The organism is Microbacterium sp. NPDC076895, assembly GCF_040687115.1.
Classification (GTDB): domain Bacteria; phylum Actinomycetota; class Actinomycetes; order Actinomycetales; family Microbacteriaceae; genus Microbacterium.
In genome coordinates this window covers 120,728-133,395 of sequence record NZ_JBFBMQ010000001.1, presented here as the reverse complement: position 1 = coordinate 133,395, position 12,668 = coordinate 120,728, and the positions used below count along the sequence as shown (strand labels likewise).

Here is a 12,668-nt window from a genome sequence, read left to right as displayed (position 1 = left end):
TGTCATCGACGTGCTCGCGGGAATCGATCCGGACTCCGCGATCGACCGGCTCCGCGCGCGGCGCCCCGAGTCGCGCCGTCACGCGCAGGGGAGCTATGACGCGCTGTTCGCCCCCGCCGACACTGCACACGCGAGCCTGGCCGAGCGCGCCGCCGTCGCGACCTTCGTCGCGGCACTGCACCGGCAAGACAGCGCCGTCGCCTACTACCAGGCGCTTCTCGCGCGGGAGGACGAGCGGCTCGTGTCGACCGTGCTGAACCTCGCCGACCTCGCCGGGCGCCTCGCACCGCATGGTCCCTACGGGGACTTCGTCGGAGAGAACGTCCCCGAGAGCGTTCCCGGTCCGCGGTTTGCCGTCACGGACCTCGCGTCGACCTACATCCTCGGCGACCGCCTCACGGCAGCCCTCGAACACGCCCACCTGCTGACCCTGCACCCGCGGGACGCGGCACCCGCTGACCTCGAGCGACTCGAGGATGCCGGGTGGAGCGCCACCGGCATCGTCACGCTCTCGCAGCTCGTCGCATTCCTCGCGTTCCAGCTGCGCGTCGTCGCGGGGCTTCGTGCGCTGCAGGATGCGCGCGCTGCCCTCGATCCCGCCGCCTCGATCAGGGAAGGAGCCGGCCAGTGAGCGCCATCATCCCCGCACCGGAGGGCCTCGTGCCTCCGACCCGATTCACGCAAGAGACCCTCGACTGGGTTCCGTGGGTGGAGCCGCTGCTGATCGAGGAGGTCACCGCGCACCACTACGAGGCGCTCGTGCAGCGATCCCGGGTCAAGAATCCCTACTTCCGGCTGCTGGCCCGCGACCCCGACATCCTGCGAGAGCGCACCAAGGCCGACCTCGACATCTTCTTGAACACGGATGCCGGGCTGCCGCGCGCCGAGCGCGAACTTGCCGCGACCGCGGCATCCCGCGTCAACGGATGCGTGTACTGCGCGTCTGTGCACTCCGCGTTCACGACCCAGCAGTCGGGTAGACGCGACGACGTGCAGCGCATCCTGGACGAGGGAGTAACGGCCCGCGTCGACCAGCGCTGGGACGCGATTGTTGATGCGAGCGTCGCGCTGACGCAGACTCCCTCCGCGTTCGGTGCTGCCGAGCTCGCCGCGCTGGAGGCTGCGGGTCTCGATGACCTCGAGGTGCTCGACACGATCCTTGCGGCGTCGTTCTTCAACTGGGCCAACCGTCTCATGCTCTCGATCGGAGAGCCGGGGGTGCCGGCGACGGTGTGAGAACGCCCGCATCTCACAGCCCTCCCAAAGCTGCGCTGGATAGCGTCAGGAGTCCCCGAACTCGACCCCACGGAGGACACTATGGGTTTCCTTGACCGACTCTTCGGCACCGAGCCCCAGAACCCGCGCCAGACCACACCGCAGCCCTACGGCCAGCGGGCTTATCAACCTCGCGCTGCGGGTTACCCGTCAACGACGCCACCGAAGTCCGAGGACGAGATCGCGATCGAGCGTTACCGCTACCTCTTGCGCACAGCGCCGCCTGAGACGATCGAGCAGGTCCACGCCGAGGCTTTCGCGAAACTCACCGAGCAGCAGCGGCAGCACGTTCTTGCCGATATGACAGCCACACTCCCGGCATCCGAGCAACCGCGCTCGACCGACCCGAACGACATGGCCCGCGCCGCCACCCGTGCTGAGTACATGAATCCCGGCTCGATGGAGCGCACCCTCGGCGGCCAGCGCCAGGGACCATCCTTCGGGTCGATGGTCGGCTCGTCGCTGCTGGGAACGGTCGCCGGGTATGTCATCGGGTCCGCGCTCGTGTCCGCTTTCATGGCTCCGGTCTTCGCTGCCGACGCCGGTGCCACGGACTCTGGAACTGCCGACGCGGGAACCGACACGGGCGGCGATGCAGGCTGGGCTGACGCATCCGGAGCCGGGGACACGGGGTTCGCGGACGGCGGTTTCGGGGACTTCGGCGACTTCGGTTTCTGAGTGAGCGGCGTGCGGAGGACTCCACCCGCCCCGCCTGCGCGATAACGTTCATGTATGGGGAAGGTGGGAACCGGCTCTGCACGCCGAGGTTCGGGCCACGCAGCAGGTCGAAGTACTTTGTGGCGCTCTCTTGCTGACGACTTCGCCCTGCGCCGCGACGGCACCGAAGCACGCATGGCAGTGCTGCAGCAGGTGATGCTCGCCGTCGTCGTTCTGGTCATCACCGCGTTTGCGATCATCGCCGCCATCCCGGGGGATCTCACGCTGTTCTTCGTCGGTGTCGCGATGGTGTTCGTCATGACGATCGTGACGATGCTCGTTCCGTGGAACGCGATCTCGCCGTGGGCCGTGGGTATCGTCCCGGTGATCGACGTCGTCGCGATCCTGTTCATGCGGGCCGCCTTCCCCGAGTCCGGTATTGCGTTGCTGTGGCTCTTTCCCGTGATGTGGCTGTCTGCGTCATTGGGATTGGCGGGGTTCCTCGCGGCGAATCTGTTCGTCTGGGTCTCGTATGGGTGGGTGATCGCCGCCGGCAAGGAGTCGGCGTTCAGCTTTGCGCTGATTCTCCTACCGATCGTGACCCTTGCTGTTTCGGCCGGGGCGTACTTCAGTCTGCGCCGCTTCGCCGCGCAGCGGACGCTGCTCGACAAACAGGCACTGGTGCTCGGACAGAGCCTGGAACGCACCCAGCATCAGGAGCAGCTGGTCACCCAGGTTCTGGACTCGGTGGACTTCGGCGTCATCCGAATCTCACCGGACGGTGCAGTCACGGTCACCAACGAGGCTCACGCGCGGATGCAGCACGCGCTCATCAGCGCCGACGGACACAACCGCCTCCCGGCATTCGACGCCGACGGCCAGACCCCCCTCGTCCCGGAACGGATGCCGGTTGCTCGCGCGCAGCGGGGCGAGGTCTTCGACAACCAGATCGTCTGGTTCGGTGCTCCCGACACCACGCGACGGGCCCTGAGCGTGACGACGCGGCGCCTGCGAGACACCCAGGGAGCGGATGCCGGCACCGTCGTGATCTCGCGAGATGTCACCGCCGAGCGCACCGCGCTCCTCGCTCGCGACAACGTGGTTGCATCGGTGTCGCACGAACTGCGCGCGCCGCTGACCGCCATCGTCGGCTATCTCGACCGGGCGCTGGAGACGGAGGGCATCCCCGAGAAGGTACGTGGCGACCTCGACGTGGCCACGCAGAACGCCGAACGGATGATCCAGATCATCTCCGACATCCTCTCGGCCACGTCGTCGTCGAAATCGACAGTCGATGTGACGGTGTCGCCCGAGAACGTCGACCTTCAGCAGCTCGTGCTGGCGTCCGCCGAGGCGTGGGAACCCTCCGCGCTCGAGCGGCGGATCACGATTTTCGCCGACGACGTGCAACCCACGCATGCCTACGTGGACCCGGCACGGATGCGCCAAGTCGCCGACAACCTCATCAGTAACGCCATCAAGTACGGGCGCGAAGGAGGATCGGTGCAGCTAGCCGTCTACGGCGATGACGTCGCGTCATACCTGCTGGTGCGCGATGACGGGATCGGCCTGTCGCCCGATGACCAGAGCCGCCTCTTCCGGCGATTCTTCCGGGCCCGAACCGACGTCGGCGGCACGGGCCTCGGTCTTGCGATCTGCCGCGACATCGTTCGCGCGCACGGCGGAGAGATCATCGTCGGCAGCGAGCAGGGCGTCGGTTCTGTCTTCCTCGTGCGGGTTCCCGCCCAGGTCGACGTTCCGCTGCCGCCGATCGACCCCGAAGAGGCACTCAACATGTCGGGCGCGATCACCACGGCGGGCCGCTCCGACATGGAGGCGACGAGATGACTCTCGACCTCTACTCGGTCAGCGTCATGACGGCAGCGGTCGTGCTGATCGTCGGGATCATCTACATCTCCGAAACCCTCATTCGCCGTGACGAGGTGTCGGGTCGGCACTGGTCGATCGCCTTTCTCGCCGGCATCCTGACCACCATCGCCTACGCGATCTGGGCAGCCGGTGGGGGATGGATCGCGGTAGCCGCCGGAAACGCGGCATTCGTGGCGGCCACGGGGTTCATCTGGATCGGATGCCGCAGCTACAACGGACACCGCATCGGCTGGGCCTACGGCACGGTCGGTGTGGGCATGGCTGTTGCGTTCATCGCCGTCGTTGTCGAGGGTCCGCAAGGCGGCGACTGGGCAGGGGTTGTCTGGATGTATGCCGCGCTGGCGGTGCTGGCATCGTTTGGCGTATGGGAGACCGCACGCGGTCGATTGGCGCAGACCCGCACGACCATTGCCCTCGCCATCGTGCTCGTGATCGAGGCGCTCTATACGGCCGCGAGGGCCCTCGTCTTCCTCCTGCGCGGACCCGATGATCCCGTGTTTCAGGCGTGGTTCTCCACAGTCCCGGCGAGCTTCGTCACGATCACGCTCGTCATCACTGCGGCGATCGTCACCTCCATCCTGCGTGCGGGCCGCGCAGGGATGCGGGGGTACACCAACCTCGTGGCAGTTGACGGAAGCGACCGCATCCTGACAGAACCGCAGTTCCGTGCGACGGTCACTGACGTGCTTGAACGCGCCGAAGAGAAGGGCATCGGGGTCGGCGTCATCGCGATGCGCATCGATGACCTGCCGTTCATCGCGAAGGCCTTCGGGAACGAGGTCGGGCGCCACGTCGCTGTCGCAGCCCGCGATGCCGTGCGGCGCACTGTCGAACCGCTCGCTGTCATCGGCGATGACGGCGCCACGGTGTTGTGGGTGTGCGACACATCCTGGGACGCGAGCGAGGCGCGACGGCAGGCATCCCGACTCGCCACCGCCGTGTTCGAGGCTCTGCGCACCGTCCCCGACGCCGTGGTCCCGGTCGTCGGCATCGGCGTCGCCGTGACCCACGACTTCGGCTACGGCGCCGGCGCGCTCATCGACGCAGCGGATGCGGCATCCACCCGTTCGGCCAAGACCGGCGACATCTCGGTGCTGATCGCAGAACCGCCGCGCTCGAACCCGCCCGCCTCCGTGGGTCCCGACGCGCCGACGTCAGCACCGGCGGGGAGCTGATCATGCCCCTCATCGCACTCACCGGGGGAATCGCGGCGGGCAAATCCACCGTGGCATCACGGCTGTCCGAGCTCGGCGCCGTGGTCGTGGACGCCGATCAGGTCGTCCGCGACGTCCAGAGCGTCGGGTCGCCGGTGCTCGACCGCATCGCCGAAGAATTCGGTGACGGCATCCTCACGGTCGACGGAGCGCTCGACCGCGCCGCGCTCGGCTCCCTCGTGTTCGGAGACGCGGACCGGCTCGCCGTGCTCAACGCGATCGTTCATCCCGCCGTGCGGGAGGAGTCGGCTCGCCGCTTCGGGCAGGCCTTTGCCGCCGATCCCGACGCCGTCGTCGTGTACGACGTGCCGCTGCTGGTGGAGGCGCGGGTGGATGACCCGTGGGAACTGGTCGTCGTCGCACACGCCCCCGCCGAGCTTCGCGAACAGCGCCTGGTAGAGCTTCGCGGCATGAGTCCGCAGGAGGCTGCATCCCGAATCGGATCGCAGGTTCCCGACGATGCGCGACTTGCGATCGCCGACGTCGTGATCGACACGGCGGGGACGCTCGCGCAGACCCGAGATCAGGTCGACGTGCTCTGGGAGGCGTTGCCGTTGCGGATCGCGGCCCGCCGGTCCCGCTGACGTCGCCAGCGCGGAATCACCACGATTGCAGCCACGATCGCGCCGATCAGCAACAGGAATCCGAGGATCGGCAGCACGATCGCGAAGATCGAGAGTGCGAGGCTCGAGACATCCTCGACGGTGCTCACTATCGGCGCTGCGACTCCGGCCGTCGCCGCGTTCGCGACCGGGCGAATGGATGCCTTCACCACGTGGATGGCGAGCGCAATCGCAACCCCGATGCCGATGGCCACCCAGTTCTGATTCGCGAAGAACGCACTGGGGTCATCCACGCGCACGGTCTCGGCGCTTGCTCCGGCGCCGAACGCGATTCCTCCGGATGCGGGCCGGATGACGGTCTGCACCGCATCGTTGATGGAGTCCACCACCGGCACTTTGTCGGCGACGATTTCCAGGACGAGCAGCGCCCCGATGATCCAGAGGGCGATGTCACTCGACAGCCAGGCCCACCCCGCCGGCAGCTCGATCGCGTCGAAGAAGCGGTTCGCGAGCCCGAGCACCAGCAGCGGCATCCAAGCGTTCAGCCCCGCTGCTGCGGCAAGACCGGATCCCACGAAGAACTCGAGCACGCCTCCAGAGTAGGCATCCTTTGCGCCCACCGAAATGCCGGGCGGCCTCGATGTCGGAACCCCCGCCTACGCTGGAGGAGTGCAGACCACACGATCCGTCAGGCCCTTCGAAGTCGTCAGCGAGTACTCCCCGTCAGGTGACCAGCCGCAGGCGATCGCCGAACTCGCGGCGCGCATCAACGCCGGCGAAACGGATGTCGTGCTGCTGGGCGCTACTGGTACCGGAAAGTCCGCAACGACGGCCTGGCTCATTGAGCAGGTGCAGCGGCCCACGCTCGTGATGGCCCACAACAAGACCCTTGCGGCCCAGCTAGCCAACGAGTTCCGTGAGCTCATGCCCAACAACGCCGTCGAGTACTTCGTTTCGTACTACGACTACTACCAACCCGAGGCCTACGTCCCGCAGACAGACACCTTCATCGAGAAGGACTCGTCGATCAACGCCGAGGTCGAGCGGCTTCGCCACTCCACCACGAACTCGCTGCTCTCGCGCCGCGACGTGGTCGTGGTCTCGACGGTGTCGTGCATCTACGGCCTCGGTGCGCCCGAGGAGTACCTGCGGGCCATGGTCGCGCTACAGGTGGGGGAGCGGTACGACCGCGACGCCCTCATCCGCAAGTTCATCGCGATGCAGTACAACCGCAACGACGTCGACTTTTCGCGCGGCAACTTCCGGGTCCGCGGCGACACGATCGAGATCATCCCGGTCTATGAGGAATACGCGATCCGCATCGAGCTGTTCGGTGACGAGATCGAGGCTCTCTATTTGCTGCATCCGCTGACTGGGGACGTCATCCAGAAGATGGACTCGGTGCCGATCTTCCCGGCCTCGCACTATGTGGCCGGAACCGACACGGTGCAGCGCGCGATCGGCACGATCGAAGAAGAACTCGCGGTGCGTTTGAAAGAGCTCGAGTCGCAGCAGAAGCTGCTGGAGGCCCAGCGGCTACGGATGCGCACGACGTTCGATCTCGAGATGCTGCAGCAGCTGGGCTTCTGCTCGGGTATCGAGAACTACTCGCGGCATCTCGACGGCCGCCAACAGGGCGAGCCGCCACACACCCTCCTCGACTTCTTCCCCGACGACTTCCTGCTCGTGATCGACGAATCGCACGTCACCGTGCCGCAGATTGGGGCGATGTACGAGGGGGATGCCTCACGCAAGCGCACCCTCGTGGACCACGGCTTCCGCCTGCCGTCCGCGCTCGACAACCGGCCGCTGCGCTTCGACGAGTTCAAGAACCGGGTCGGGCAGACCGTCTACCTCTCCGCCACTCCCGGGCGGTACGAGATGGGGATCGCTGACGGTGTCGTCGAGCAGATCATCCGCCCCACCGGGCTCGTGGACCCAGAGATCGTCGTCAAACCGTCCAAGGGCCAGATCGATGACCTGCTCGAGGAGATCCGCATTCGTGTCGAGCGTGACGAGCGCGTGCTCGTGACGACCCTCACGAAGAAGATGGCCGAGGAACTCACCGACTTCCTCGGCGAGCACGGTGTGCGGGTGCGCTATCTGCACTCGGATGTCGACACCCTTCGCCGTGTCGAGCTGCTGAGCGAGCTGCGTCAGGGCGTCTACGACGTCCTGGTCGGCATCAATCTCCTTCGCGAAGGCCTCGACCTTCCGGAGGTTTCGCTCGTGTCGATCCTGGATGCCGACAAGGAAGGGTTCCTGCGGTCGGGAACATCGCTCATTCAGACGATCGGTCGAGCCGCCCGAAACGTGTCGGGGCAGGTGCACATGTACGCCGACACGATCACCGACTCGATGCGCGCGGCGATCGACGAGACCGACCGTCGTCGCGAAAAGCAGGTCGCGTACAACAAGGAACACGGCATCGACCCGCAGCCGCTGCGCAAGAAGATCGCCGACATTACCGATGCCCTGATTCGAGAGGGCGCCGACACGAAGGCGATGCTGAACCGCAAGGATGCCGCGGCATCCAAGAACGGCAAGGGCAAGAGCCCCACGCCGAACCTGCGCCGCGAGGGGATCGCAGCCGAGGGCGCGACTCAGCTCGAGGCGATGATCGGAGATATCTCCGACCAGATGCTCGCCGCAGCCGGGGAGCTGAAGTTCGAGCTTGCCGCACGCCTGCGCGATGAACTGCAGGACCTGAAGAAGGAACTGCGGGCCATGGAACGCGCCGGCCACGCATAGCGGGGGACAGATGGAACAGCGCCTGAGCCTCATCACTCTCGGCGTCGCCGACCTCGAGCGTGCGATCGCCTTCTATCGCGGGCTGGGGTGGGAACCGCATCCGGGTTCGGTTCCCGGCGTCGTGGCCTTCTACCAGCTCGACGGCTTCGCGTTCGCGCTCTGGAGCCGTGCCGAACTCGCTGCGGACTCGATGGTCGACGACGCCGGCGGGTGGGGCGGCGTGACTCTCGCCCATAACGTGCGGTCACCCGCCGATGTGGATTCGATCCTCAGCGCCGCGGTGGCGGCCGGTGCCCGGCTTGGGCGTCCCGGCGCCGCAACGCCGTGGGGAGGCTATTCCGGTGTCTTCATCGACCCCGATGGTCATCCGTGGGAGGTGGCGCACAATCCCGGCTGGCCGCTCGACGGCGCCGGCCGCATCACGATCGGATCATAGCCGCCAGGCTGCCAGCGGCTGAGTGGCCCGGCCTGTCGTAACGGCGCATGGATGGGCCGACGCGCCGGGGTCGGGGGTGTGATCTCGGCGTGTCGAGTAGATCCTGCGCCGTTGCGACAACCTGCATCCGAGCCTGGCCCGACGGGGCGGGACGGACGGATGCCTCAGCCGGCGAGGTGCGGCATCCGTCCCGCGAACGGTTGCAAGCCGTCGCGGAGGTCTTTGAGCTGTTCGATCCCCAGCCCGGTCACCGCCATGATGCGTCGTGGCACCTCGAGTGCCTGCTGGCGCAACGCTCGACCCTGCGGGGTCAAGCCGATGTCGAGAACGCGCTCGTCCTCCAGTCGCCGGGTACGTGTCACACGACCCTGGCCTTCGAGCCGCTTGACGAGGGGGGAGAGGGTCGCCGGCTCCATCGCGAGTTCCTCGGCGAGCTCGCCCAGTGATCTGGGTGATTGCTCCCACAGCGCGAGCATCACGAGGTACTGCGGATGCGTCAGCCCGAGCGGCTCGAGGATCGGTCGGTAGATCGACACGACGTTCCGCGCTGCCGTCACCAGCGCGAAGCACACCTGGTTGTCGAGCTTCAGCAGATCTTCCTCGTCGGACATGTGGCCAGTCTATCAATTAGTTAGTACACTAATAATCGTGACACGAACGAATGAGGTGCCTAAGCGACCGCTCCGTGAGCGGGTGCGCGATGCAGGCGGCTGGTACACCTGGTTCAACACGAACCTCATCCGCGTCGCGGGACCCGCGCAGGTGAGTCGGCTCGAGCCGGAACCGTCCGCACAGGAGCGCGCCGAGCGCGCGTGCCCGCTGTGCCATCAGCCCATGAATCGCCACACGTTCGATCGTTCCGGCGACAAGCCCCTCATGCACTGCCCCTGACGGGTCCAACTCACGAACCGGGCGTTCGGTACGCCGGACGCGCACTCCGGAGCCGATGTCGGAGGCCACACCTACACTTGACGGGTGCCCATCGTCCCCGTCTCTTCGCATGCCCACAGCAGTGGAACACTGAGTGTTCGCGGCGCCCGCGTCCATAACCTCAAGGACGTCGATCTCGACATCCCGCGCGACTCACTGGTCGTGTTCACGGGGCTGTCGGGGTCCGGAAAATCGAGCCTTGCGTTCGACACGATCTTCGCCGAGGGGCAACGTCGCTATATCGAGTCGCTGAGCTCCTACGCGCGCCAGTTCCTGGGTCAGGTCGACCGGCCTGACGTCGATTTCATCGAGGGGCTCAGCCCCGCCGTCTCGATCGATCAGAAGTCCACCAACCGCAACCCGCGTTCGACGGTCGGCACGATCACCGAGATCCACGACTACATGCGTCTGCTGTGGGCGCGTATCGGGGTCCCGCACTGCCCCGAGTGCGGTGCGCAGATCCAGCGCCAAACCGTCCAGCAGATCGCCGACCAGCTCATGGAGCTGCCCGAGCGCACGCGATACCAGATCGTCGCGCCCGTGGTGAGCCAGAAAAAGGGGGAGTTCGTCGACCTGTTCAAAGAGCTCTCTGCGAAGGGCTACGCCCGTGCCGTGGTCGACGGCGACCTCATCCAGCTTGCCGAGCCCCCCACCCTCAAGAAGAGCTACAAGCACGACATCGCGGTAGTCGTCGACCGCCTCGTCGCTGGCCCCGACATCCTCAGCCGCGTCACGGACTCGGTCGAGACCGCGCTCGGCCTTGCCGGCGGCATCATGCAGGTCAACTTCGTCGACGAGGAGGGCGACGACGCGTGGCAGTCGTTCAGCGAGAAGCTCTCGTGCCCGAACGGTCACCCGTTGCAGCTGACCGAGATCGAGCCGCGGACGTTCTCATTCAACGCCCCGTTCGGCGCCTGCCCGACGTGTTCTGGCCTCGGTACACGGATGTCAGTGGATGTCGAGCTCATGCTGGGCGACCCCGAGCTTTCGATCCGCGAGGGCGTCCTCATCCCGTGGACGACGCAGGGCAAGGGGCTGTTCCAGTACTACGAGCGCCTCCTCGAAGGCCTGTCTGATGACCTCGATTTTTCGCTGGACACCCCCTGGCGGGACCTGACGGCCGAGGTTCAGAACGCGGTCCTGCACGGCGAGAACTTCAAGGTCAACGTCAAGTGGAAGAACCGCTACGGCCGTGAGATGCGGTACACGTCCGGGTTCGAGGGCGTCGTGCCCTACATCGAGCGCCAGTACGTGCAGGCCGAGTCAGACACGCAGCGCCAGCGCTGGTCGGAGTACCTGCGCGAAGTGCCGTGCCCCGCCTGCAATGGCGACCGCCTCAAGCCCGAGGTGCTCGCAGTTCTGGTGCACGGGCACTCGATCGCGGATGCCTCACGCCTGAGCCTTGCTGACGCGCAGCAGTACTTCGCGAATCTTGAACTCACCGAGCGTGAGGCGATGATCGCCGCCGCGGTGCTCCGCGAGATCCGCGCGCGCCTGGAGTTCCTTATCCAGGTCGGGCTGAACTATCTGAACCTCAGCCGTTCGGCCGGTTCGCTCTCGGGCGGCGAGGCGCAACGCATCCGTCTCGCTACCCAGATCGGATCGGGACTGACCGGCGTGCTCTACGTGCTCGACGAACCGTCGATCGGCCTGCATCAGCGCGACAACCGTCGCCTCATCGAGACGCTCCTGAAGCTCAAGGGCCTCGGTAACACGCTCATCGTCGTCGAACACGACGAAGAAACGATCCACGCCGCTGACTGGATCGTCGACATCGGTCCCCGTGCCGGCGTCGACGGTGGCCACGTTGTGCACTCCGGGCCCCTGGCCGAGCTCCTCGCCGACTCCGACTCGATCACCGGCGACTACCTTGCTGGCCGCCGCAGCATCCCGACGCCGCGCAAGCGCCGCAAGATCGACAAGAAGCGGATGCTGGAAGTCGTCGGCGCCCGCGAGAACAACCTCAAGCAGGTCAGTGCCCAGTTCCCGCTCGGTGTCCTCACAGCGGTGACGGGTGTGAGCGGTTCGGGCAAGTCTTCGCTCGTGAACGACATCCTGTATCAGGTGCTCGCCGCGAGGCTCAACGGAGCACGAACGGTGCCCGGCAAGCACACGCGCGTCACGGGTCTCGACAACCTCGACAAGGTCGTGCACGTCGACCAGGCCCCGATCGGGCGCACACCGCGCTCGAACCCGGCCACCTACACCGGTGTCTTCGACCGTATCCGCACCCTCTTCAGCGAGACTCCGGAAGCCAAGGCGCGCGGCTACCAGCCTGGCCGCTTCAGCTTCAACGTGAAGGGCGGACGCTGCGAGGCGTGCTCGGGCGACGGCACCATCAAGATCGAGATGAACTTCTTGCCAGATGTTTATGTGGACTGCGAGGTCTGCCACGGCAAGCGCTACAACCGCGACACGCTCGCGGTTCACTACAAGGGCAAGAACATCGCTGAGGTCCTCGAGATGCCGATCGCCGAGGCAGCTGAGTTCTTCGAGCCGATCCAGGCCATCCATCGGTATATGAAGACCCTGGTCGACGTCGGCCTCGGCTACGTGCGGCTCGGCCAGTCAGCAACCACGCTGTCCGGTGGTGAGGCGCAGCGCGTGAAGCTCGCGACCGAACTGCAGCGGCGGAGCAACGGACGCAGCATCTACGTGCTCGACGAGCCCACCACGGGCCTGCACTTCGAAGACGTGCGTCGCCTTCTGGAGGTCCTGAACGGCCTGGTCGACAAGGGCAACACGGTGATCGTGATCGAGCACAACCTCGATGTGATCAAGTCGGCCGACTGGATCATCGATCTGGGCCCCGAAGGCGGTTCGGGCGGCGGCGAGATCATCGCCACCGGAACGCCGGAGCAGGTTGCGGCGGTTCCCGAGAGCTACACCGGACAGTTCCTGGCCGAGCTTTTCGACGCCCACGACGCGCCGGCGGCCCGCAAGGCGGGTTGA

At 66.4% G+C, this 12,668-nt stretch carries 12 protein-coding genes; 10 read left to right on the top strand and 2 right to left on the bottom strand.

What is annotated here, in order from left to right; translation table 11 throughout:
* The first annotated feature begins 10 nt into the window (after positions 1-10).
* From AB0O89_RS00675 to coaE, 6 genes are all read left to right on the top strand, one after another.
* A complete protein-coding gene (locus AB0O89_RS00675) occupies positions 11-631 on the top strand; it encodes a CMD domain protein (RefSeq protein ID WP_363493300.1) in 621 nt (206 codons plus the stop codon).
* Positions 628-1,236, top strand: coding sequence for an alkylhydroperoxidase domain protein (locus AB0O89_RS00670; protein WP_363493298.1), 609 nt, complete (start codon positions 628-630; stop codon positions 1,234-1,236). Before AB0O89_RS00675 ends, AB0O89_RS00670 begins: the two co-directional genes overlap by 4 nt.
* An 81-nt stretch (positions 1,237-1,317) precedes the next feature.
* Positions 1,318-1,953 (top strand): hypothetical protein, encoded by a 636-nt coding sequence (locus tag AB0O89_RS00665; RefSeq protein WP_363493297.1) that lies wholly within the window; start codon positions 1,318-1,320, stop codon positions 1,951-1,953.
* Positions 1,954-2,127: 174 nt separating this feature from the next.
* The gene (locus tag AB0O89_RS00660; protein ID WP_363493295.1) at positions 2,128-3,780 is read left to right on the top strand and encodes an ATP-binding protein; all 1,653 of its coding nucleotides are present in this window, start codon (positions 2,128-2,130) and stop codon (positions 3,778-3,780) included.
* A complete protein-coding gene (locus AB0O89_RS00655) occupies positions 3,777-4,997 on the top strand; it encodes a hypothetical protein (protein WP_292734707.1) in 1,221 nt (406 codons plus the stop codon). Before AB0O89_RS00660 ends, AB0O89_RS00655 begins: the two co-directional genes overlap by 4 nt.
* 2 nt (positions 4,998-4,999) lie before the next feature.
* Entirely contained in the window at positions 5,000-5,620 is a 621-nt protein-coding gene (gene coaE / locus AB0O89_RS00650; RefSeq protein ID WP_292734704.1) for a dephospho-CoA kinase, read from the top strand.
* Here the strand turns inward: coaE and AB0O89_RS00645 are convergent.
* On the bottom strand, positions 5,560-6,189 hold the full coding sequence (locus AB0O89_RS00645; protein ID WP_292734825.1) for a DUF4126 domain-containing protein: 630 nt from the start codon (positions 6,187-6,189) through the stop codon (positions 5,560-5,562). The genes coaE and AB0O89_RS00645 overlap by 61 nt on opposite strands.
* Positions 6,190-6,268: 79 nt before the next feature.
* Between AB0O89_RS00645 and uvrB the strand changes: the two genes are divergently transcribed.
* Complete coding sequence (uvrB, locus tag AB0O89_RS00640; protein WP_363493292.1) at positions 6,269-8,350, top strand: excinuclease ABC subunit UvrB; 2,082 nt, start codon at positions 6,269-6,271, stop codon at positions 8,348-8,350.
* A 10-nt stretch (positions 8,351-8,360) separates the two neighbouring features.
* Positions 8,361-8,786: a VOC family protein gene (locus AB0O89_RS00635; protein ID WP_363493290.1), complete on the top strand. Its 426-nt coding sequence runs from the start codon at positions 8,361-8,363 to the stop codon at positions 8,784-8,786.
* A 164-nt stretch (positions 8,787-8,950) separates the two neighbouring features.
* Here the strand turns inward: AB0O89_RS00635 and AB0O89_RS00630 are convergent, their stop codons facing one another.
* On the bottom strand, positions 8,951-9,397 hold the full coding sequence (locus AB0O89_RS00630; RefSeq protein ID WP_363493288.1) for a MarR family transcriptional regulator: 447 nt from the start codon (positions 9,395-9,397) through the stop codon (positions 8,951-8,953).
* A gap of 31 nt (positions 9,398-9,428) precedes the next feature.
* Between AB0O89_RS00630 and AB0O89_RS00625 the strand changes: the two genes are divergently transcribed.
* Together AB0O89_RS00625 and uvrA are read left to right on the top strand one after the other, a co-directional pair.
* Positions 9,429-9,677: a hypothetical protein gene (locus AB0O89_RS00625; protein ID WP_300592557.1), complete on the top strand. Its 249-nt coding sequence runs from the start codon at positions 9,429-9,431 to the stop codon at positions 9,675-9,677.
* A gap of 84 nt (positions 9,678-9,761) precedes the next feature.
* Complete coding sequence (gene uvrA, locus AB0O89_RS00620; protein WP_363493286.1) at positions 9,762-12,668, top strand: excinuclease ABC subunit UvrA; 2,907 nt, start codon at positions 9,762-9,764, stop codon at positions 12,666-12,668.